We start from the raw sequence: 22011 nt of genomic DNA, 5'->3' as shown, positions 1-22011 counted from the left end.
ACGCTATGGAGATGAGATCATGACCGAGAAAACCTGCGCCGCCTGCGATTGCCAACTGGACGCCAACCCGATCCGCGTGAAGGTCGGCGGCAAGACCGTCGAGGTCTGCTGCGAGGAATGCGCGCAGGCGCTGAACGAAGCCGGCGCCTCGGCGGCCGGCACGGGCGAGGATTGAGCGATGCGCCCCGACCACACAACCGTACACGGCCTTGCCGGCCGGGCGCCGGCAGTCCGCGCAGCGACCACCAAGCAGTCATTGCGTGCCCACTGTATTGCGGCGGCAAGATGGTTCGGCCGCCAGATGGAGAAACGAAGGAGCCGCCTTGCCTTGCTCGAAATGAGCGACGAACAGCTCAAGGACATCGGTCTTTCGCGTGGCCAGGCCTATGCGGAATTCAGGCGCCGCTAAGCGCCTGTCGAAAGTCTCCTGACAGGACTGGGCAGTCCGTCTGCGTAAAGTGGTCTCCGCAATTCCGGACTCGTTTCCGGCGCGAGGAAAGAGCGCAACGGACATGTCGCAATTCACGGTGCAGCCGCTTCTCGACACCGGCACCGTCAGGGTCAGGGACGTCGTCTGCGGCGGCGAGTGCCGGCACAGGAGCGATGAGGAATGCACCGCGGCCACGCATCTGGTGTTTCCCTATCGCGGTGTCTTCGTGCGCCATGTCGGCCGCAACGACGCGGTGGCGGAAGCCAATCAACTGCTGTTCTTCAATGAAGCCGAGCCTTATCAGGTCAGCCATCCCATCGAGGGCGGCGACGCCTGCCTCGACCTCGTCATCGAGGACGGTCAATTGCGGGAGCTGGCGCCGAAGGATCAGCTTCGCTCCGGCGGCACGCTGGCGTTTCGTCGTCAGCGCCGGCGCATCGACCCGCGCGCGCAGGCGCTGGTGGCGCTGCTGCGCCACAGCCTGAGCCGCAAGGTCGCCGAAACGCTGGAGGCCGAGACGCTCGCCCTGACACTGGTACGGCGCTCGCTTGGCGAGCGCACCTCGCATGTCGCGGGCGCCAGCCCTGGCCGGCAGAAACTGGTCGACCGCGCCAAGCTCGTGCTGTCGTCGGACCTGTCACGGCGCTGGACGCTGGCCGGGATTGCCGTCGAGGTCGGCGTTTCGCCGGTCTACCTGACGCAGGTGTTCCAGCAGGTCGAAGCCATGCCGCTCTACCGCTATCATCTGCGCCTGCGGCTGGCGCGTGCGCTTGACCTGCTTGGCCGTTACGACAATCTGACCACGCTGGGCATGGATCTCGGCTTCTCCAGCCACAGCCATTTCAGTGCCGCGTTCAAGCAGGTCTACGGGCGTACGCCGGCGGAATTCCAGCGTTCGATACGGTCGCGCTGACCGCAGGCGATGTCAGCCGCGCAGGGCAGCCATGGCGGCGGCATGAAGCTCCGGTGTCGCCGCCGCCAGCACATCGCCGCCATTCTCCGCCGGCCCGCCGTCGAAGGTGGTGACGACACCGCCGGCCTTCTCGATGATCGGGATGAGCGCGACGATGTCGTAAGGCTTCAGGCCGGGATCCGTGACGATGTCGACGCTGCCCGAGGCGATCATGGCGAAGGCATAGCAGTCGGCGCCGTAGCGGGCGAGTTGGACCTGTTTCTCGAACGCGTCATAGCGCGTGCGCGCTTCGCCCTTGAACAATGCCGGCGTGGTGGTGAACAGCGTCGCCTCATCGAGTTTTGTCGTCTTGCGGGTCGACAGTTTTCGCGGACCGCCCGGTCCCTCGTAATGCGAGCCGGATCCATTGGCGTAGAACAGCTCGCCGGTGAAGGGCTGCGCCATCATGCCGGCAACCGCGTCGCCGTCGACCGTCAACCCGACCAGCGTCCCCCACACCGGCAGGCCGGAGATGAAGGCGCGCGTGCCGTCGATCGGATCGATAACCCAGACATGCCGGCTGGAGATGTTCTCGCTGCCGTGCTCTTCGCCCAGGATACCGTGATCGGGATACTCGGCCGATATCAGCGCCCGGATGGCGCGCTCGGCCTCGCGGTCGGCCTCGGTGACCGGATCGAAACTGCCCTTTTCCTTGTTGGCGACCGCGCCTTGGGCGCGAAAGCGCGGCAAGGTCTCAGCCGCTGCCGCTTGCGCGATACGGCGCATGAAATCGACGCTGATGTCCAACTGATTCTCCCGCGTTGCAGCATGCCCAGACAGTCGTTTGCCGTCACTTTCGTGCCAAAACAAGGGTGTTCGAGAATTTTCCGGCAGCGACACCTGTTGCTGAAATGTCACGTTTCTGTCAACGAAACGCAATTTCCACATCACTCTGAATTAAAAAAGCCTGAACGTCGCTTGACATTTGTGCGCTGCACAATACCCTCATTCTCGGATAGGGTTTCCTGTCCATGCCCTCCTTGGGCGTTTCCTCCCTAGACTTCGACCGTATCGTGCAAACGATGCGGTCTTTTTTTCAGCCGCTCCCGAAGCGTACCGCCCAAAACCACACGAGGGATCTTCGGGCAGTCGCACGCATGGAACAAGGCGTGATCTTCACTCCGCGGCCAGCGGCAGGTCGATGAAATGGTGATCCGGCATCGCCATCAGGTCGGCCGAAAATCGCGTCAGATCGTCGGCCAGCGCGTCGAAGCCGGCGGCTTTCTCGAATGTCCGCTCATTCATGTAGAGCCCGCGATTGACCTCGATCTGCAGCGCATGCAGATGACGCGCCGGGCGGCCGTAATGTTCCGTGATGAAACCGCCGGCATAAGGCTTGTTGTGAGCAACGGTATAGCCCATCGCGGTCAATAGGCCGATCGCGGTTTCGGTCAGGGCCGCGGTGGCCGAGATGCCGAAACGGTCGCCGATGATGAAATCCGGCCGCAGCCCGTTGTCGCCGACACGGATGCTCGCCGGCATCGAATGGCAGTCGATCAGCACGGCAAAGCCGAAACGGGCGTGGGTCCGGGTCAAAAGCCGCTTCAGCGTTTCGTGATAAGGCTTGTAGACGGCTTCGATGCGGGCAACCGCCTCGGCGAGCGGCAAGCGGCCCGCATAGATGTCGAGCCCCTCGCCCACCAGCTTCGGCACGGTGCCGAGCCCGCCGGCCACGCGCGCGGAGCGGATGTTGCAGAAGGACGGCACCGGCTCGGCGAACATGCGCGGGTCGAGTTCCCATGGCTCGCGGTTGACATCGAGATAGGCACGCGGAAAATTTGCCGCCAACATCGGCGCACCCAGCGCCACGGCGCCGCCGAACAGCTCGTCGACATAGCAATCCTCCGAGCGGCGGATGGCGTTGCGATCGAGCCTTGCCATGGCAAGGAAGCGTTCAGGATAGTAGCGGCCGCTATGCGGTGAATTGAAGAGGAAGGGGACGCGCTGCTCGGCGCCCGACCGGATTTCGAAGGGTGGAAAGACCGAAAAATCCTCGGCTGCCGTCTTCAATTTGAACGAACCCGAAAACACCAGTGCATCATGGCATGAAACTGCCACCTTGCTGGCCGCATGTCCAGCATTTCAGCCGTCGTGCCGCTTGGCAAATGTGGGGCAAGCGCGTCGGTGTTCACTTGATGTTTACTCTCACCTCCTCATATACAGGATGGTTAACGGGCCTGCCCCTCGGCAGTCTCGGCGGGTGATTCGGACGGGACAACATGGCACGCATTCTTCTGGCGGAAGACGACGACGATATGCGTCGGTTCCTCGTCAAGGCGCTGGAGCGCGCCGGTTATCAGGTCAGCGATTTCGACAACGGCGCCAGCGCCTATGAGCGGCTGCGCGAAGAACCATTCTCGCTGCTTCTGACCGACATCGTCATGCCGGAGATGGACGGCATCGAATTGGCGCGCCGCGCCACCGAGATCGACCCCGACCTCAAGGTCATGTTCATCACCGGTTTCGCCGCCGTCGCGCTGAACCCGGATTCCAAGGCGCCGAAAGACGCCAAGGTGCTGTCCAAGCCCTTCCACCTGCGCGACCTCGTCAACGAGGTCGAGAAGATGCTGCACGCGGCCTGAGCCGCCTTCCGCAAGCCGCCGGGTCAGTCCACAGCCGCGGCGAGACGACGTGTTTTTCCTCTTTTCCTGCTATTGACGCGCCTGACCAAAAATGGTGTATGCGCGGCTTCGGATGGGCGTGTAGCTCAGCGGGAGAGCACTGCATTGACATTGCAGGGGTCACAGGTTCAATCCCTGTCACGCCCACCATCCAGATCCAAACCAGCTGAGTCGAAGAGATAGGGCGTAAGGCCTGGCCGCCGCTGCGTGCCCTGATTCCCCCACTGCCCTATTCCCTCATCGAATCATTGCGGTGTCGGGTCAGGCTATTCCCAGGCCTGTCAGCGAGTTTTGCGAAGGGGCAAGCCACAACACTCGAGTTGGCGGCCGCGGCCAACCTGTGTGCCACTCAGACGCCCGCGACGGCGCAGAGGCTCTTCATCCTGGCAACCGCCATCTCCGGGTCGGCCAGCAATCCAGCCTGATCGGCAAGGCGGAAGACTTCGGCATAATGGCGGATGCCGCGCGCCGACTGCATGCCACCGACCATCGCGAAATGGTCCTGGTGGCCGTTCAGCCAAGCCATGAAGACAATGCCGGCCTTGTAATATTCGGTCGGCGCCTCGAAGATTTTTCGCGACAGCGGCACGGTCGGCGCCATCAGCGCGTCGTAGCCGGCACGGTCGCCGTCAGCCAGCTTCGCCAGCGCCGCATTGGCAACCGGCGCGATCGCGTCGAAAATGCCGAGCAGCGCGTGCGAGTGGCGCTTGCCGTCTCCGGCGATCAGTTCGGGATAGTTGAAGTCGTCGCCGGTGAACATGACGACGCCGTCCGGCAGCCGGTTCCTAAGCGCCACCTCCTTGCCGGCGTCGAGCAGCGAAATTTTTATCCCTTCCACTTTTCCGGCGTGGCGTTCGATGATGGCGACGACGGTGTCGAGCGCGGCCTCGAAATTCCCGCTGCCCCAATAGCCTTTCAACGCCGGGTCGAACATGTCGCCCAGCCAGTGCAGGATGACCTTGCCGGAGGCCTGAGACAGGATGCGGTCGTAGACACGCGCATAGTCGTCCGGGCCCTTGGCGACGGCGGCCAGCGCGCGGCTGGCCATCATGATCGCCTTGCCGCCTTGCCCTTCGATGAAAGCGAACTGCTCCTCATAGGCGGCGATCACATCATCCAGTGTCCTGGCCGACGCCGGCGCCAGATGGTCGGTTCCGGCGCCCGAGGCGAGGTCGGCGTCAGCGACGGTCCTCGCCTCCGCGATTGATCGGCGGATCAATTCCCTCGCGCTCCGCCAATCGAAACCCATGCCGCGCTGCGACGTGTCCATCGCCTCGGCGATGCGGAAGCCGAGCCGCCAAAGATGATGGCGAAACGCCATCGTCCTATCCCAGTCGACAACCGGCCGCGACCATGGATCGGTCATTTCCAGGGGATCGGCGACGACATGCGCGGCGGCATAGGCGATGCGCGGGAACCGTGCGCCGATCACCGGCTGGACCGGCTGTCCGACAAGCGCGTAGCGTGTGCTGCGGCCACCCGCGCCGGGCAAGGCAATGTCCATCGATCTCTCCGTTTTCGGCATTTACTAAATGGAACGTTCCAATAAATCAAGAACCTTTAAGATTCGAAAGCGGCCGCCGACCAATGCTGCGTTGCAACACATGAAGCCTTGAATGGTATATCGTTGGACCACGTATGATCGCCTCGCTGGATCGAGAAAAAATCCCGATTGACTCATCCACGGAGCAGGGATTAGAACGTTCCAATAAATTCGATTGAGAAAACCGGGAGGAGACATCTGGATGGCCAGCCGCGCCAAGGCGACGATCTTCGACATCGCCCGCGAGGCAGGCGTGTCCAAATCGACGGTGTCGCTCGTGCTCCAGGGCAGCGGGCTGATCCGCCCCGAGACCGCGGTCAAGGTTCGCAAGGCGATCGAGGATGTCGGCTATGTCTACAATCGCGGCGCCGCCAATCTGCGCAAGGCCCATTCCAACGTCATCGGCATGGTCATCAACGATCTCACCAATCCGTTCTTCGCTGAACTGGCAGTGGGCATGGAGCGCGTCTTCCAGTCGGCCGGCATCGTGCCGTTCATCGCCAACACGGCGGAGAACCCGGTGCGCCAGGAAGAAGTGTTGAAATCGCTGATGGAGCAAGGCGTCGCCGGCCTCATCGTCTCGCCGGCGCGCGGCACCACGCCGGGTGCCTTCCGGCGGCTGGAGATGGCGGGCGTTCCGGTCGTCTTCGCCATGCGCCGCTTGCCGGAAAGCCGCATCCCGGTGATCACGCCCGATAATCATCGTGGCGCCTATCTCGCCACCGCTCATCTCGTCGGCAAGGGGCATCGCCGCCTGGCCTTCTTCGGCGGCTCGTCCGACCTCATCGTCTATCATGAGCGCTTGGGCGGCTTTCGCGAAGCCTGCGAAACGCTTGGCATAGACCCCCGCGACGCGCTCATCATCGAGGGCGAGACCAACCGCAAGGGCGGCATGGCCTGCCTGGAGACGTCGCTCGCAATGGCCGAGCCGCCAACGGCGGCGCTCTGCTTCAACGATGCCGTCGCCTTCGGTGTCATGCTGGCGCTGCGCAAACGCGGACTTGAGCCGGGCGCGGATTTCGCCGTCGTCGGCTTCGACGATGTGGTCGAGGCCGAACATTACATGCCGGCGCTAACCAGCGTCGCGGTGGACTCCGCCGGTCTCGGCGAACGCGCGGCCCACGTCATGATCAAGATGATCCAGTCGCGCACCACGCGCGCCGAGGACCATATCGGCGCCGTCAATCTCGTGGTCAGGGAAAGCTGCGGCCCAGATCGCCGCACGCGAAACAGGCCCGCGGCAACGGGAGCCGCAAGATGAGCATCAAATGGGGGCTGATCGGCGCCAGCACGATCGCCCGGCAATTCATGATCGACGCCGTTCGCGCGCAAGCCGATGGCGAGATCGCGGCTGTAATGAGCTCCAGCGAGGAACGCGCCGCGGCCTATGCAAGGGAAAATGGCATTCCGGCCGCCGTATCAAACCTCGATGCCTTGCTCGGATCCGACATCGACGCCGTCTACATCTCGACCACCAACGAACTGCACCTCGAACAGGCACTCGCCGCGATCGAGGCAGGAAAGCATGTGCTGTGCGAGAAGCCGCTGGCGCTGACCAGCGACGACGCGCGTAGAATGGTCGCCGCGGCCAAGGCCGCGGGCATTGTGCTCGGCACCAATCACCATCTGCGCAATGCCGGGGCTCACCGGGCGATGCGCGAGGCGATTGCCGCCGGCCGCATCGGCCAGCCCATTGCCGCGCGGGTCTTCCATTCCGTCTACCTGCCCGAGAACCTGCAGGGTTGGCGCATCGCCAGGCCCGAGGCCGGCGGCGGCGTGGTGCTCGACATCACCGTGCACGATGCCGACACGCTTCGCTTCGTGCTTGGCGACGATCCGGTCGAGGTTTCCGCGTTCACGCAATCGGCCGGCATGGCCGGCAGCGGGTTGGAAGACGGCGCCATGTGCATCTGGCGCTTCAAGTCGGGCCTCATCGCGCAATCGCATGAAGGCTTCACCACCAGATTTGCCGACACCGGTTTCGAGGTGCACGGCTCGCAGGGTTCGCTGATCGCCCGCAATGTCATGACGCAGAAACCGGTCGGCACGGTGACGCTGCGCACCGCGGGTGGCGAGGAAGAATTGAGCTTCGACCGCGACAACCTCTATGCCAGGTCGGTGGGCCGGTTCCATGCCGCGATCCGTGGCGAGGACCAGCCCTCCGCCACCGGCGAGGACGGCATCTGGTCGCTCACAGCGGCCGAGGCGGCATTGCAGTCGGCCAATTCCGGCAGAGCCGTCAAGATCGACCCGAAACTCGGGAGCATGAATTGAGCAAGGTCGTTTCATCGGCGCAGGCAGCCAGCCTGATCAAGGACGGCATGGTCGTCTCGGTGTCCTCGTCGAGCGGTCTTGGCTGTCCGGACGCCGTGCTCGCCGCCATCGGCGAACGCTTCGACAGCGAAGGCCATCCGAAGGACATCACCACCCTGCATCCCATCGCCGCCGGCGACATGTATGGCATCAAGGGCATCGATCATCTGGCCAAGCCCGGCCTGTTGAAGCGCACGCTGTGCGGCTCCTATCCGTCGGGGCCCTCCTCGGCCGAACCGCCGCAGATCTGGAAGATGATCGGCGACAATTCCGTCGCCGCCTATAACGTGCCGTCCGGCATCCTGTTCGACATGCACCGCGAGGCCGCCGCCAAGCGGCCGGGCGTGCTGACCAAGGTCGGCCTCGACACTTTCGCCGACCCGCGCCACCAGGGCTGCGCCATGAACGCCGCCGCCGGCGAACCGATCGTCTCGGTGCAGCAATTCGACGGCGAGGAATGGCTCTATTTCCGCGCCATCGTGCCGCAAGTCTCGATCATCCGCGCCACCACGGCGGACGAGCGCGGCAACCTGACCTACGAGCATGAGGGCGCCTATCTCGGTGGGCTGGAACAGGCGCTCGCCGCCCGCAACAATGGCGGCATCGTCATCGCGCAGGTCAAGCGCGTCGTCGAGAACGGCACGCTGAAGCCGCATGATGTGCGCGTGCCGGGCGTGCTGGTCGACCATATCGTCGTGGCGCCCGACCAGTTACAGACGACGCTGACGCCTTACGATCCGGCGATTTCGGGTGAGATCTTCCGGCCGCTGTCGACCTTCCGCAACGCGGAGATGAACGTCCAGAAGGTGATCGCGCGCCGCGTCGCCATGGAGCTGCGCGACGGCATGGCCGTCAACATAGGCTTCGGCATCTCGGCCAACGTGCCGCGCATCCTTCTGGAAGAAGGCCAGCACGGCAAGGTCACCTGGGTGATCGAACAGGGTGCCGTCGGTGGCGTGCCGCTGCTCGACTTCAAGTTCGGTTGCGCCTCCAATGCCGAGGCGATCATGCCCTCGCCGCACCAGTTCATCTATTTCCAGGCCGGCGGCTTCGACGCCTCGCTGCTCTCCTTCCTGCAGATCGACCGCCACGGCTCGGTCAATGTCTCGAAACTTTCGGCGCGGCCGCATGTCACCGCCGGCGCCGGCGGCTTCGTCGACATCACGTCACGGGCGAAGAAGATTGTTTTCTCTGGCTTCTTCAACGCCGGGGCAAAGCTCTCGCTGGCCGATGGCGGCATTCGCATCGATGCGGAGGGCAAGGTCAAGAAAGTCGTCAATGAGGTTGAGCATATCTCCTTCTCGGGCAAGCGTGCCGTCGCTCAAGGGCAGGACATCACCTATGTCACCGAGCGCTGCGTGATGAAGCTGACGCCCGATGGGCTGATGGTGACGGAACTGGCGCCCGGTATCGACCTCGAGCGCGATGTGCTGGCACAGGCCGAGATCCCGCTCAACGTGGCCAATGACCTCAAGGTGACGCCGGCCGCGCTCTACCAGGATCGGCCGATCGGCCTGTCACTCAATGGCGGCGCCTCGCTTGGAGGCGCGCATGGCTGAGCGCCTCGTCACCTTCGAGCGGGATGGCGCGATCGGCATCGTCACCTTGCGCCGGCCCGAAAAATTCAACGCGCTCGACATCCCGATGCTGCGCGCGCTGGAGGCGGCTCTCGATGAGGCGGAAAGCGCCGAAGATGTCCGCGCCGTCCTCATATGCGGCGAAGGCAAGGGATTTTGCGCCGGCGGCGATGTCGAGGCCTGGGGCGGCATGAGTGCCGCAGATTTCCAGGTGCAATGGGTGCGCTACGGCCACCGTGTCTTCGACCGGCTGGCACGGCTGCGGCAGCCGACCATCGCCGTTCTGTCCGGCCATGCTCTCGGCGGCGGGCTGGAACTGGCTGTCGCTTGCGATTTTCGCGTCGCCGAAACCCAGGTGAAGCTCGGCTTCCCCGAGACCTCGATCGGTGTCGTCCCCGGCTGGTCCGGCACGCAACGCGCGGTGCGCCGCTTCGGCGCCCAGACGGTGCGTCGCATGGCTGTCGGTGGCGAGATTTTTCTGGCGGCTGAAGCGCTCGTGCTTGCCATCGTCGACCGCGTCGTCGAAACCGGCAAGGCGTTAGACGAAGCCAAGGCCTGGGCTGGGAAAATCGCCGAACGCGGGCCGCTGGCGACCGAAGCCGCCAAGCTGATGATCGCCGTTGCCGAAGGCGAGGAAAGCGCTGCCGCGACCGAAGCCCTGGCCAGCGGTTTCATAGCGCTCACCGGCGATCTCAAGGCCGGCGTCGGCTCCTTCAAGACCAAGCAGAAGCCCGTGTTTTCGCGTTCCTAGGACAGAGTGGAAATCACATGAATGCACCTCTGAAGATTTCCATGCCCGCCGAGGCTTCCGCCGCGCCCAAGGCGTACAAGCTGCTGATCGACGGCAAGCATGTCGATGCCCGCGACGGCCGTATGCTGGAACGCAAGAGCCCCGGCCACGGCTTCACCGTTTCACACTATGCTCAGGCAGGGGCTGCCGAAGTGGAAGCCGCGATGCAGGCCGCGCACAGGGCGTTCGAGACCGGTCCTTGGCCGCGCATGAAGGCGGCCGAGCGCGCCGCGATCCTGCTCAAGGCGGCCGACCTGATCGAGGCCCGGCTGGAAGACATCGCCCGCCTCGATGCGCTGGAATCCGGCAAGCCGATTACCCAGGCGCGCGGCGAGATTGGCGGCGCCGTCGACATCTGGCGCTATGCCGCCTCGCTTGCCCGCACGCTGCATGGCGAGAGCTACGCCAATCTCGGCGACGCCATGCTGGGCGTCGTGCTGCGCGAGCCGATCGGTGTCGTCTCGATCATCACGCCGTGGAATTTCCCGTTCCTCATCGTCAGCCAGAAACTGCCTTTCGCGCTGGCCGCCGGCTGTACGGCCGTGGTCAAGCCGAGCGAGATGACGTCGGCCTCGACCTTCGTGCTCGGCGACATCCTGATGGAGGCTGGCCTGCCCGCCGGCGTCGTCAACATCCTCGCCGGTCTTGGCGCCGATGTCGGCGCGCCAATGGTCAGCCATCCCCTGGTCGAGATGGTGTCGTTCACCGGTTCCACCCGCGTCGGCAAGATGACCATGGCGGCGGCCGCGAATTCCCTGAAGAAGGTTTCGATGGAACTCGGCGGCAAGAACGGCCAGATCGTCTTCCCCGATGCCGATCTCGAGGCGGCCGCCGATGCAGCGGTGTTCGGCGGCTTCTTCAATGCCGGCGAATGCTGCAATGCCGGCAGCCGGTTGATCGTGCACGAAGCGATCGCCGACGATTTCCTGGCCGCCGTGAAGGCGTTGACCGCAAAGGTAGCCGTGGGCGATCCACTCGATATCAGGACCAAGGTCGGTGCGATGATTTCCTCCGACCATCTGGCCAAGGTCACCGATTACATCGCGGCCGCCGCGAGTGACGGGGTCCGCATCTACAGCGGCGGCGGGCAACTCCCTTCCAATGCCGGCCAATATCTCGATCCGACGATCTTACGCAACGTCACCGAAAACATGGCCGTCGCCCGCGAGGAAGTGTTCGGGCCGGTGCTCTCGGTGCTGACTTTTGAAACGATTGAAAAGGCGTTGCACATCGCCAACAACACGCCCTATGGTCTGTCGGCGGGTGTGTGGAGCGCCAGCATCGACACCTGCATGTCGGTGGCGCGGGGCGTGCGTTCGGGGACGGTCTGGGTGAACACGTTCATGGAAGGTTATCCAGAACTGCCGTTCGGCGGCTACAAGCAGTCGGGCCTGGGCCGCGAACTCGGCAAGCGCGCCGTCGAGGACTATACCGAGGAAAAGACAATCCAGTTTCATCGCGGCCAGCGCACCGGTTGGTGGGTCGGCTGAGTTGGGAGACCCCGGCGGCATCCGCCGGTCACGTGAGTTGCAACAAGGGAGGAAGTACATGTTGCGCAAACTGCTTATCGGAACGGCTCTCGCTTCGGGCCTGGCTTTCGCGGCCCATGCCGAGGACGTCAAGGAAGTGCAGATGCTGCATTGGTGGACGTCGGGCGGCGAAGCGGCTGCCCTCAACGTGCTCAAGCAGGATCTGGCCAAGGAAGGCTATGCCTGGAAGGACGTGCCGGTGGCCGGCGGCGGCGGCGATGCCGCCATGACCGCGCTGAAGGCGATGGTCGCGGCCGGCAACTATCCGACCGCCTCGCAGATGCTCGGCTATACCGTGCTCGACTATGCCGCGGCCGGCGTGATGGGCGACCTCACCGAGACGGCGAAGAAGGAAGGCTGGGACAAATCGGTTCCGGCCGCCCTGCAGAAATTCTCCGTCTATGACGGCAAGTGGGTTGCCGCTCCGGTCAACGTCCACTCGGTCAACTGGCTGTGGATCAACAAGGCGGTGATGGACAAGATCGGCGGCGCCGAGCCGAAGACCTTCGATGATTTCATCGCCCTGCTCGACAAGGCCAAGGCGGCCGGCGTCACGCCGCTCGCGCTTGGCGGCCAGAACTGGCAGGAAGCCACCATGTTCGATTCCGTCGTGCTGTCGACCGGCGGGCCGGAGTTCTACAAGAAGGCGATGAACGACCTCGACGACGCCTCGCTCAAGTCCGACACGATGAAGAAGTCGTTCGACAACCTCGCCAAGCTCGTCACCTATGTCGACCCGAACTTCTCGGGCCGCGACTGGAACCTCGCCACCGCCATGGTCATCAAGGGCGATGCGCTGGTGCAGGTCATGGGCGACTGGGCCAAGGGCGAGTTCCACGCCGCCAACAAGACCCCGGGCACCGACTTCCTCTGCTACCGCTTCCCGGGCACGGACGGCTCGGTGATCTACAACTCCGACATGTTCGGCATGTTCAACGTCCCCGACGACCGCAAGGCGGCCCAGGTCGCTCTGGCCACAGCCACGTTGTCGAAGAGCTTCCAGTCGGCCTTCAACGTCGTCAAGGGTTCGGTTCCGGCCCGCACCGACGTGCCTGACACCGACTTCGACGCTTGCGGCAAGAAGGGTATCGCCGACCTGAAGAAGGCCAATGAAGGCGGCACGCTGTTCGGCTCGCTGGCCCAGGGCTATGGCGCCCCTCCGGCTGTCGCCAATGCCTACAAGGACGTCGTCTCCAAATTCGTCCACGGTCAGATCAAGACCTCGGACGAGGCCGTGACCGAACTGGTCAAGGCAATCGACGACGCCAAGTAAGCACTAGGCACCCAACCACCTTCCCCGCTCCGGCGGGGGAGGTTCCCGGTCCGTGAGGCCGGTCGGCCGAACGCCGACGGGAGGAACCCCATGAGCACAGTTGCGACAACCCAGATCAAGCTGACGCCGGAGCATGCCCGCCCGCGGGCCTCGGTGCGCTCGCGGCTGCAGGACGCCTTGCCCAAGATCGTGCTGGCGCCGAGCTTCGCCGTCACCGTCGTCTTCGTCTACGGCTTCATCCTGTGGACGATCTACCTGTCCTTCACCAACTCCAAGACCTTTCCGTCCTACGCCATAACCGGCGCGCGCGCCTACCAGCGGCTGTGGAACTGGACCTTCGACACCGATCCGCCGTCGAGCTGGTACACATCGATCACCAATATGGGCATTTTCGGCTTTCTCTACATCTTGATCTGCCTGGCGCTCGGCCTGTTCCTGGCCATCCTGCTCGACCAGAAGATCCGCGGCGAAGGCGTCTTGCGTCCCATCTACCTCTACCCGATGGCGCTCTCCTTCATCGTCACCGGCGTCGCCTGGAAATGGTTCCTCGACCCTGGCCTCGGCCTCGAGCAGACGCTGCACCAATGGGGCTGGACGAGCTTCCATTTCGACTGGATCAAGAACAAGGATTTCGTCATCTACACCGTGGTCATCGCCGGCGTCTGGCAGGCCTCCGGCTTCATCATGGCGATGTTCCTGGCCGGCCTGCGCGGCATTGACGGCGAGATCATGAAGGCGGCGCAGATCGACGGCGCCACCACCTTCCAGCTCTATCGCCGCATCGTTATTCCGCTGCTGCGGCCGATCTTCCTGTCGGCCTTCATCGTGCTCGCGCACCTTGCCATCAAATCCTATGACTTGGTCGTCGCGCTGACCAGCGGTGGCCCCGGTGGCTCGGCATGGCTGCCTTCGAACTTCATGTATGAGTACACCTTCAAGCGCAACGAAATGGCCGTCGGTTCGGCAAGCGCCGTGATCATGCTGATGACCATCGTCGCCATCATCGTGCCCTATCTCTATTCGGAACTCAGGGAGAAGCCGCGATGAGCGCTATGACCACTCCCGCCCGCCAGGCCAGCGGCGGCATGAACGTCAAACTCGTCAACCGCATGGTCATCTACGGACTTCTGGCGCTGTTCGCCCTGTTCTATCTGATGCCGTTGTTCGTCATGCTGGTGACCTCGTTCAAGACCATGGACGAGATCCAGAACGGCAACATGCTTTCGCTGCCCAAGGCGCCGACCTTCGATCCCTGGCTGAAGGCCTGGGGCGAGACCTGCGTCGGCCTCACCTGCGCCGGCATCAAGGGCTATTTCTGGAACTCCATCAAGATGGTGGTTCCCGCCGTGCTGATCTCGACCATGCTCGGTGCGCTCAATGGCTACGTGCTGACCAAATGGCGTTTTCGCGGGGCGACGCTGGTGTTCGGGCTGATGCTGTTTGCCTGCTTCATTCCGTTCCAGTCCGTTCTGCTGCCGATGGCGACGATCCTGGGCAGCGTCGGCCGCTTCGGCGTGACGCTGCAAAACTCGATCGGCACCAGCTTCGGCCTCGGCAATTCGACGGTCAATCTGGTCTTCGTCCACGTCGTCTACGGCATCGGCTTCACCACGCTGTTCTTCCGCAACTATTACGAGGCGTTCCCGACCGAACTGGTCAAGGCCGCCCAGGTCGACGGCGCTTCGTTCTTCCAGATCTTCCGGCGCATCATGCTGCCGAACTCGATGCCGATCTTCGTCGTCACCGTCATCTACCAATTCACCAACATCTGGAACGACTTCCTGTTCGCCTCCGCCTATGCCGGCACCGGCGATGCGATGCCGATGACGGTGGCGCTCAACAACGTCGTCAACACCTCGACCGGCGTCGTCGAATACAACGTCAACATGGCGGCGGCGATGATCGCCGCACTCCCCACCCTTCTCGTCTATGTGCTCGCCGGCCGCTATTTCGTGCGTGGCCTGATGGCGGGCGCGGTCAAAGGATAACCCAATGGCTTTTCTGGAAATTGATGGTCTGAGGAAGCGTTTCGGCCAGGTCGAGATCCTGAAAGGGATTAACCTCGAGCTGGAAAAAGGCGGCTTCCTGGTGCTGGTCGGTCCTTCCGGCTGTGGCAAGTCAACCTTACTCAACACCATTGCCGGACTGGAGACGATCACCTCTGGCGATATCCGCGTCGACGGCCGCACCATCACCGATCTTCATCCGTCCAACCGCGATATCGCCATGGTGTTCCAGAGCTATGCGCTCTACCCCAACATGACGGTCGCCGGGAACATCTCCTTCGGCATGGAAATGCGCGGCGTGCCGGCCGACGAACGGCAGAAGGCGATCGACAAGGTGGCCAAGGTCCTGCAGATCGGCCATCTGCTGCAGCGCAAGCCGAGCCAGCTCTCCGGCGGCCAGCGCCAGCGCGTCGCCATGGGCCGGGCGCTGGTGCGGGACCCCAAGCTGTTCCTGTTCGACGAGCCGCTGTCCAACCTCGACGCCAAGCTGCGCGTCGACATGCGCATCGAGATCAAGCGCCTGCATGCCACCACGGGTACAACGATCGTCTATGTCACCCACGACCAGATCGAGGCGATGACGCTGGCTACCAAGATCGCCGTCATGCGTGACGGCGAGGTGCAGCAATTCGGCACGCCGGCCGAAATCTACAACAACCCCAGCAATGTCTTCGTCGCCGACTTCATGGGGTCACCGGCAATGAACCTGATCCCGGCCACCATCGGCGGCAATGGCGGCGATCTGGCCGTCGTGCTCGATCGCGAGGCACGCCAGCCGATCACCTTGCCGATGGCCAACGCGCCGGCCGGATTGTCGGCATTCAAGGGCAAGCCGATCATCTTCGGCGTCCGCCCGGAGGCGCTTACCGATCCCGAAGGCGCGGAACGCAACGCCTCGCAAATCGCCACCGCCGATTGCCATATCGAGGTGGTGGAACCGGCCGGTTCCGACACTTTCGCCGTCACCAATCTCGGCGGCAAGGGCGTGGTGGCACGGCTGCGCGCCGATGCCAACATCCAGCCGGGCACCAGCACGCCGCTGGCCTTCAACCTGACCAAGGCGGTGTTCTTCGATCCGGCGACCGAGAACCGTATTCGCTGATGCGTGTCGCCAAAAGTGGATCCGGTTTTGGGGCAACGACATGCATCAAAACAAAGGACCTGAAGCGCGTCGCATGTGTCAATTCAATCGCGGCGCGCTTTAGGTGATGGCAAACCCCGATATCGTCATCATCGGTTCCGGCATCGGCGGCGCCACGATCGCTGCCGGTCTGGCCGGCAGCGGCGCCTCCATCCTGATGCTGGAGCGCGGCGAACCCTTGCCGGCGACCCCGCATGCGCGCGACACGCGCTCGATCTTCGTCGACGGCCACTACCGGCCGAAGGAGATGTGGCGCGAGGCCGGCGGCGGCGCCTTCAACCCAGGCAATTACTACTATGTCGGCGGCAACTCGAAATTCTTCGGCGCGGTGCTGATCCGCTATCGCAAGCAAGACTTTTCCGACATGGAGCACTTTGGCGGCGTGTCGCCGGCCTGGCCGTTTTCCTATGACGAATTCGAGCCATGGTATTCGAAAGCAGAGCAGCTTTTCCGCGTGCGCGGCGCGCTGGGCGAGGATCCAACCGAGCCATTTCATTCGGTTCCCTATGCCTTCAAGCCGGTGCCCGACGAGGCGCCGATCGCGCGTGCCCGCGCCGAGCTCAAGGGACTGGGCCTGCATCCGGCCTCCCTGCCACTCGGCGTCGACATAGAGACATGGCTGAAGGAGGGCAGGACCGGCTGGGACGCCTTCCCAAACACGGGCCAGGGAAAGATGGACGCGCAGACCGCACCGCTGGCAGCGGCATTGACCGATCCGAACATCAAGCTCGAGACCGGCGCCTATGTCGAATATCTCGAGACTGCCCCGGACGGCAAATCCATATCCGCCATACATTATCGCCAGAACGGCGAGCTGAAAAAGCTGTCGCCGAAACTGGTCATCCTGTCGGCCGGCGCGGTCAATTCAGCGGTCATCCTGCTACGCTCGCCCTCACCCGGTAATGGCAAGGGGGGCGACAAGGGCCTGGCCAACCGCTCCGACCAGGTCGGGCGCAATTTCATGAACCACAATTCGAGCGCCATGCTGGCGATCGATCCGCGCCGCAGGAATGATGCCGTCTACCAGAAGACGCTGATGCTGAACGACTACTATTTGTCCGACGGCAAGGGCGGCAAACCGCTCGGCAATGTCCAGCTTCTCGGCAAGATCGACGGCAACATGCTAAGGGCCAATGTGAAGCGGGTGCCGAAATTCGCGCTCGATTACATGGCCAGCCATGCCGTCGACTGGTACCTGATGTGCGAGGACCTGCCCGATCCCGAAAGCCGCATCATGGTCGACGGGAAGGACATCGTCATGCAGTGGCGGCGCTCCAACATGCAGTCGCTCGATGGGCTGACCAAGGTGATGCGCGCGAATTTTCGCGCCTGCGGTTATCCCATCGTGCTGTCGCGCCCTTTCGACAAGCGTACGCCCTCGCACCAGTGCGGCACGGTGAAAATGGGCGACGACCCGGCGACATCGCCGCTCGACCCCTTTTGCCGCGCCTTCGATCACCAGAACCTGTTCGTCGTCGACGCCAGTTTTCTGCCGAACTCGGCGGCGGTCAATCCGGCGCTGTCGATCGCCGCCCAGGCGCTACGGGTGGCGGACCATATCCGCAAGAGCGAACTAGCATGACCGGTTTGCGCCGCCCCTCATCCGCCTGCCGGCACCTTCTCCCCGTGAAGGACGGGGAGAAGGGACCTGGCCGCAACGCCGGCGACCTTTTTGCAGCGCTGGCGATTGGCGAAAGCGGCGATGACAGCGTCCTTCTCCCCGTCACTATACGGGGAGAAGTGCCCGGCAGGGCGATGAGGGGCAGCGCTAGCATTCGCAAGGCTAGCGCCCCATGACGCGCCCTGCCGCCATAGTCACCGGCGGTGCACGCGGCATTGGATTGGCCTGTGCCGAGGCGCTCGCCGACGCAGGCTTCGATATTCTTGTCGCAGACCTAGCCGACCAAGCGCCGGCCAATCTCGCCGCCAATATCACCGCGCGGGCTGCAAAATTCGCCTATATCAGATGCGACATCGCCAATCTCGAAAGCCACGCCGACCTCGTCGATATCGCCATGCGTGCCTTCGGCCGCATCGACTGCCTGGTCAACAATGCCGGCATCGGCGCCGTCGTGCGTGGCGACCTGCTGGATCTCAAACCCGACAATTTCGACCGCGCGCTCGGCATCAACCTGCGAGGCACCGTCTTCCTCAGCCAAGCCGTCGCCAAGGCGATGCTCCGCCAGCCCGGCGATCATGCGAAATCGATCATCACCATCACATCGGTCAGCGCCGAGATGGCCTCTCCAGAACGCTCCGAATATTGCATGTCGAAGGCAGGGCTTTCCATGTGGGTGAAGAACCTCGCGCTCAGGCTCGCCTCGGAAAACATCGGCGTGTTCGAGCTGCGGCCGGGCATCATCCGCACCGACATGACGGCGGGCGTGACCGCCAAATATGACGCGCTGATCGAAGGTGGATTGGTGCCGGCGAAACGCTGGGGCGAAGCCTCCGACATCGGCGCCATGGTGGCGGCGCTCGCTGCCAGCAGACTGGGCTTTTCGACCGGCTCGATCATTAATGTCGACGGCGCGCTCTCGGTGCCGCGGCTGTGAACGGATGAGACAATGACCGACTATATCATCGTGGGCGCCGGTCCGGCCGGCTGCGTTCTGGCCAACCGGCTGAGCGAGGATCCCTCCAATTCCGTGCTGCTGCTCGAAGCCGGCGGCAAGTACTGGCACCCCTATATCCACATGCCGGCGGGTTTCGCCAAGATGACCAAGGGCATTGCCTCCTGGGGCTGGTCGACCGTGCCGCAGAAGCACATGAAGGATCGCGTCTTCTGGTACACGCAGGCCAAGGTGGTCGGCGGCGGCTCCTCCATCAATGCGCAGATCTACACGCGCGGCAATGCCCGCGATTACGACGCCTGGGAGAAGGAGGAAGGGCTGGCCGGCTGGGGCTACCGCGACGTGCTGCCCTATTTCAAGCGCGCCGAGAACAACCAGCGTTTCGCCAACGATTTCCACGGCGACCAGGGCCCGCTCGGCGTGTCGAACCCGATTTCGCCGCTGCCGATCTGCGAGGCCTATTTCCGCGCCGGCCAGGAGATGGGTATCCCTTTCAACCCGGATTTCAACGGCGCTGCCCAAGCAGGCGTCGGCTATTACCAGCTGACCCAGAAGGATGCCCGGCGCTCTTCCGCCTCGGTCGCTTACTTGAAGCCGATTCGCGCCCGCAAGAATCTCACCGTCAGGACCGACGTGTTGGTCACCCGCATCGTCGTCGAGAAAGCCCGCGCTGTTGGCGTCGAGGTTGTAGATAAGCCGGGGGGTGAGACAAAAATCCTGCGCGCCGACCGCGAGGTGATCGTCTCGTCCGGCGCCATCGGCTCGCCGAAGCTGTTGATGCAGTCGGGCATCGGCCCGGCCGACCATCTGAAATCGGTCGGCGTGACGCCGGTGCACGATCTGCCCGGCGTCGGCTCCAACATGCAGGACCATCTCGACCTGTTCGTCATCGCCGAATGCACCGGCGATCACACCTATGACAATTACGCCAAGCTGCACCGCACGGCCTGGGCCGGCCTGCAATATCTGCTGTTGAAGAAGGGTCCGGTGGCTTCCAGCCTGTTCGAGACCGGCGGCTTCTGGTACGCCGACCCGACCGCCGCCTCGCCCGACATCCAGTTCCACCTGGGTTTGGGATCCGGCATCGAGGCCGGCGTCGAGAAATTGAACAACCCGGGCGTCACCTTGAACTCGGCCTTCCTGCGCCCGCGCTCGCGCGGCACGGTGCGGCTGAAAAGCGCCAACCCCGCCGACCATCCGCTGATCGACCCCAACTACTGGTCCGATCCCTATGACCGCGCCATGTCGCTCAAGGGACTGCGGCTGGCCCGCGAAATCATGCGGCAGGAGGCGCTGGCCCCATACGTGCTGCGCGAGGTGCTGCCCGGCCCATCGCTCGCCGGCGACGATGAACTGATCGACTATGCCTGCCGCACGTCCAAGACCGACCACCATCCGGTCGGCACCTGCCGCATGGGCCATGACGAGATGGCGGTGGTGACGCCGGATCTCAGGCTGCGCGGCATCGACGGCTTGCGTGTCTGCGACGCATCGGTGATGCCGCGTGTGCCTTCTTCCAACACCAATGCGCCGACCATCATGGTTGGCGAAAAGGGTGCTGATCTGATCCTTGGCCGCGAGCCGCTGGCGCCGGCGGTGTTTTCCGGCAATCACGCTGCTTAGGGAGTGGTAAAATGATCAGACACTGTGTTTTCGCCAGATTTCGTAGCGATGTGTCCCCGACCGAGCGCACGGCCATCCACGCCGACCTCGAGGCCTTGCGACAGGTGATCGAAGGCATGGAGACGGTTCATTTCAGCGCCAATGCCAGTCCGGAGCCTTTCGCACGGGGTTTCACCCATGGCTTCACCATCGACTTCCGCGATGCCGCGGCGCGCGACGCCTATCTGGTGCATGAGGCTCATCAGCGTGCCGGCGCCCGGCTGGTCGCGGCCCTCGAAGGCGGCACGGACGGATTGATGGTCTTCGATCTCGACCTTACGAAAAAGTGACCGCCGACCTTTCGAAAGCCGGCTGATCGCTGTTCTCTTTTGCCGACAAGGCGACATATCGTTCCTTTGGGGGCACCAAAGGAGGATGCCTTGAATCTCACTGCCGAGCAGAAGAAAACCGTTCTGGCCTCGTTCCTGGGCTGGACGCTCGACGCTTTTGATTTCTTCCTTCTGACATTCCTGCTCACCGATATTGCGAGTGAATTCCAGACCGATGTCCCGGCAGTCTCGAAGGCACTGTTCCTGACCTTGGCGACGCGCTTCATCGGCGCGTTCTTCTTCGGCATGCTCGCGGACAGATACGGTCGCAAGCCGATCCTGATGCTCAACATCGTCAGCTACTCGGTGATCGGGGCGCTGGCCGCCTTCTCTCCCAATCTCGGCATTTTCCTGGCGTTGCGTGCCCTGTTCGGCATCGCCATGGGCGGCGAATGGGGGCTCGGCTCCTCGCTCGCCATGGAGTCCATTCCGCCGAGCGCGCGCGGCATGGTCTCGGGTATCCTGCAATGCGGCTATCCCGCCGGCTACCTGCTGGCGGCGGTAGTCTATGGCTTGCTCTACCAGCAGACGATCGGTGGCTATACGATCGGCTGGCGCTTCATGTTCCTGCTCTCCTTCATCCCGGCGCTGATCGTACTCTTCATCCGCTCGCACGTCCCGGAATCACCCGCCTTCGTCGAGGCGCAGAAATCCGTCAAGCCGGGGCTTCTGGAGACGCTGCAGAAGCACTGGGGCGTCGCGCTCTATGCCGTGGTGCTGATGATGTTCTTCAATTTCTTCAGCCATGGCACGCAGGATCTCTACCCGACCTTCCTGAAGAAGCAGCATGGCTTTGATCCGCATACGGTGAGTTGGATCACCATCGTCGCCAATATCGGCGCCATTGTCGGCGGCCTGGCGTTCGGCGCGCTGTCGGAGAAGATCGGCCGCATCAATGCCATTACTTTGGCCTGCATCATCGCCCTGCCGGCCATCCCGCTATGGGCCTACAGCTCAACGCCCTTCATGCTGGCCATCGGCGCCTTCATCATGCAGGTCGCGGTCCAGGGCGCCTGGGGCGTCATCCCGGTGCATCTCAACGAGCTTTCGCCCGGCGCGGTGCGCGCGACCTTGCCCGGCTTCATCTACCAGGCCGGCAATCTCGCCGCCTCTTATGGCGGTCCCTATCAGGCGGGGATCGCCGAGGCGCCCGGTGGCAGCTATGGCTACGCGCTGGCGCTGTTCGCCGGCGTGGTCGCCGTCTGCATCATCGTCGTCATCCGCTTCAGTCCGGAGCGGCGCGGCCAGGTGATGACCGTGCTGGGTTGAGGA

Annotated in this window: 21 protein-coding genes and 1 tRNA gene; 19 read left to right on the top strand and 3 right to left on the bottom strand. The window is 63.6% G+C overall.

Going from position 1 to position 22011, the window contains the following annotated elements:
• Positions 1 to 19 precede the first annotated feature (19 nt).
• The 3 genes from EN824_RS35240 to EN824_RS14300 all read left to right on the top strand — a co-directional run bounded on the left by EN824_RS35240 (position 20) and on the right by EN824_RS14300 (position 1343).
• Positions 20 to 175: a hypothetical protein gene (locus tag EN824_RS35240; protein ID WP_167531297.1), complete on the top strand. Its 156-nt coding sequence runs from the start codon at positions 20 to 22 to the stop codon at positions 173 to 175.
• A gap of 3 nt (positions 176 to 178) precedes the next feature.
• Entirely contained in the window at positions 179 to 409 is a 231-nt protein-coding gene (locus EN824_RS14305) for a DUF1127 domain-containing protein (protein ID WP_127278507.1), read from the top strand.
• A gap of 103 nt (positions 410 to 512) precedes the next feature.
• Positions 513 to 1343 (top strand): AraC family transcriptional regulator, encoded by an 831-nt coding sequence (locus tag EN824_RS14300; RefSeq protein ID WP_127278506.1) that lies wholly within the window; start codon positions 513 to 515, stop codon positions 1341 to 1343.
• A gap of 12 nt (positions 1344 to 1355) precedes the next feature.
• Here the strand turns inward: EN824_RS14300 and hisN are convergent, their stop codons facing one another.
• Together hisN and EN824_RS14290 are read right to left on the bottom strand one after the other, a co-directional pair.
• Positions 1356 to 2129 carry a histidinol-phosphatase gene (gene hisN / locus EN824_RS14295; protein WP_127869909.1) on the bottom strand — a complete coding sequence of 258 codons (774 nt, stop codon included), beginning with the start codon at positions 2127 to 2129 and terminating at the stop codon, positions 1356 to 1358.
• A gap of 369 nt (positions 2130 to 2498) precedes the next feature.
• On the bottom strand, positions 2499 to 3440 hold the full coding sequence (locus tag EN824_RS14290) for an N-formylglutamate amidohydrolase (RefSeq protein WP_127869910.1): 942 nt from the start codon (positions 3438 to 3440) through the stop codon (positions 2499 to 2501).
• Positions 3441 to 3601: 161 nt separating this feature from the next.
• On the opposite strand from EN824_RS14290, the gene EN824_RS14285 reads away from it, so the two are divergent.
• Positions 3602 to 3964, top strand: coding sequence for a response regulator (locus EN824_RS14285; RefSeq protein ID WP_010911372.1), 363 nt, complete (start codon positions 3602 to 3604; stop codon positions 3962 to 3964).
• Between the two features lie 114 nt (positions 3965 to 4078).
• Positions 4079 to 4153: transfer RNA gene (locus EN824_RS14280), tRNA-Val, on the top strand.
• Positions 4154 to 4352: 199 nt separating this feature from the next.
• Here the strand turns inward: EN824_RS14280 and EN824_RS14275 are convergent.
• On the bottom strand, positions 4353 to 5507 hold the full coding sequence (locus EN824_RS14275; protein WP_127280118.1) for a dihydrodipicolinate synthase family protein: 1155 nt from the start codon (positions 5505 to 5507) through the stop codon (positions 4353 to 4355).
• A gap of 241 nt (positions 5508 to 5748) precedes the next feature.
• Between EN824_RS14275 and EN824_RS14270 the strand changes: the two genes are divergently transcribed.
• From EN824_RS14270 to EN824_RS14200, 14 genes are all read left to right on the top strand, one after another.
• The gene (locus EN824_RS14270) at positions 5749 to 6807 is read left to right on the top strand and encodes a LacI family DNA-binding transcriptional regulator (RefSeq protein WP_127869911.1); all 1059 of its coding nucleotides are present in this window, start codon (positions 5749 to 5751) and stop codon (positions 6805 to 6807) included.
• A complete protein-coding gene (locus tag EN824_RS14265; RefSeq protein ID WP_127279787.1) occupies positions 6804 to 7820 on the top strand; it encodes a Gfo/Idh/MocA family oxidoreductase in 1017 nt (338 codons plus the stop codon). The genes EN824_RS14270 and EN824_RS14265 overlap by 4 nt, the downstream gene beginning before the upstream one ends.
• Entirely contained in the window at positions 7817 to 9418 is a 1602-nt protein-coding gene (locus EN824_RS14260; protein WP_127279786.1) for an acyl CoA:acetate/3-ketoacid CoA transferase, read from the top strand. Before EN824_RS14265 ends, EN824_RS14260 begins: the two co-directional genes overlap by 4 nt.
• A complete protein-coding gene (locus EN824_RS14255; RefSeq protein WP_127279785.1) occupies positions 9411 to 10187 on the top strand; it encodes an enoyl-CoA hydratase/isomerase family protein in 777 nt (258 codons plus the stop codon). Before EN824_RS14260 ends, EN824_RS14255 begins: the two co-directional genes overlap by 8 nt.
• A gap of 17 nt (positions 10188 to 10204) precedes the next feature.
• Positions 10205 to 11716 carry an aldehyde dehydrogenase family protein gene (locus EN824_RS14250; RefSeq protein WP_127279784.1) on the top strand — a complete coding sequence of 504 codons (1512 nt, stop codon included), beginning with the start codon at positions 10205 to 10207 and terminating at the stop codon, positions 11714 to 11716.
• 58 nt (positions 11717 to 11774) lie between these two features.
• Complete coding sequence (locus tag EN824_RS14245; RefSeq protein ID WP_127869913.1) at positions 11775 to 13028, top strand: ABC transporter substrate-binding protein; 1254 nt, start codon at positions 11775 to 11777, stop codon at positions 13026 to 13028.
• Between the two features lie 90 nt (positions 13029 to 13118).
• The gene (locus EN824_RS14240; RefSeq protein WP_127279210.1) at positions 13119 to 14075 is read left to right on the top strand and encodes a sugar ABC transporter permease; all 957 of its coding nucleotides are present in this window, start codon (positions 13119 to 13121) and stop codon (positions 14073 to 14075) included.
• A complete protein-coding gene (locus EN824_RS14235) occupies positions 14072 to 15016 on the top strand; it encodes a carbohydrate ABC transporter permease (RefSeq protein ID WP_127279211.1) in 945 nt (314 codons plus the stop codon). Before EN824_RS14240 ends, EN824_RS14235 begins: the two co-directional genes overlap by 4 nt.
• Positions 15017 to 15020: 4 nt before the next feature.
• A complete protein-coding gene (locus EN824_RS14230) occupies positions 15021 to 16136 on the top strand; it encodes an ABC transporter ATP-binding protein (RefSeq protein ID WP_135932408.1) in 1116 nt (371 codons plus the stop codon).
• 106 nt (positions 16137 to 16242) lie between these two features.
• Positions 16243 to 17757, top strand: coding sequence for a GMC family oxidoreductase (locus EN824_RS14225; RefSeq protein WP_127279213.1), 1515 nt, complete (start codon positions 16243 to 16245; stop codon positions 17755 to 17757).
• Positions 17758 to 17968: 211 nt separating this feature from the next.
• Entirely contained in the window at positions 17969 to 18730 is a 762-nt protein-coding gene (locus EN824_RS14215) for a 3-ketoacyl-ACP reductase (protein WP_127279214.1), read from the top strand.
• A gap of 12 nt (positions 18731 to 18742) precedes the next feature.
• The gene (locus EN824_RS14210) at positions 18743 to 20371 is read left to right on the top strand and encodes a GMC family oxidoreductase N-terminal domain-containing protein (protein ID WP_135932407.1); all 1629 of its coding nucleotides are present in this window, start codon (positions 18743 to 18745) and stop codon (positions 20369 to 20371) included.
• 11 nt (positions 20372 to 20382) lie between these two features.
• The gene (locus EN824_RS14205) at positions 20383 to 20700 is read left to right on the top strand and encodes a Dabb family protein (protein ID WP_127281047.1); all 318 of its coding nucleotides are present in this window, start codon (positions 20383 to 20385) and stop codon (positions 20698 to 20700) included.
• A gap of 90 nt (positions 20701 to 20790) precedes the next feature.
• Positions 20791 to 22008, top strand: coding sequence for an MFS transporter (locus tag EN824_RS14200; protein ID WP_189343705.1), 1218 nt, complete (start codon positions 20791 to 20793; stop codon positions 22006 to 22008).
• The last annotated feature ends 3 nt before the right edge of the window (positions 22009 to 22011 follow it).

The sequence above is a fragment of the Mesorhizobium sp. M8A.F.Ca.ET.181.01.1.1 genome (assembly GCF_004792025.1).
Classification (GTDB): domain Bacteria; phylum Pseudomonadota; class Alphaproteobacteria; order Rhizobiales; family Rhizobiaceae; genus Mesorhizobium.
The sequence above is the reverse complement of the archived record's forward strand: the minus strand, read 5'-3'. Positions and strand labels throughout refer to the sequence as shown.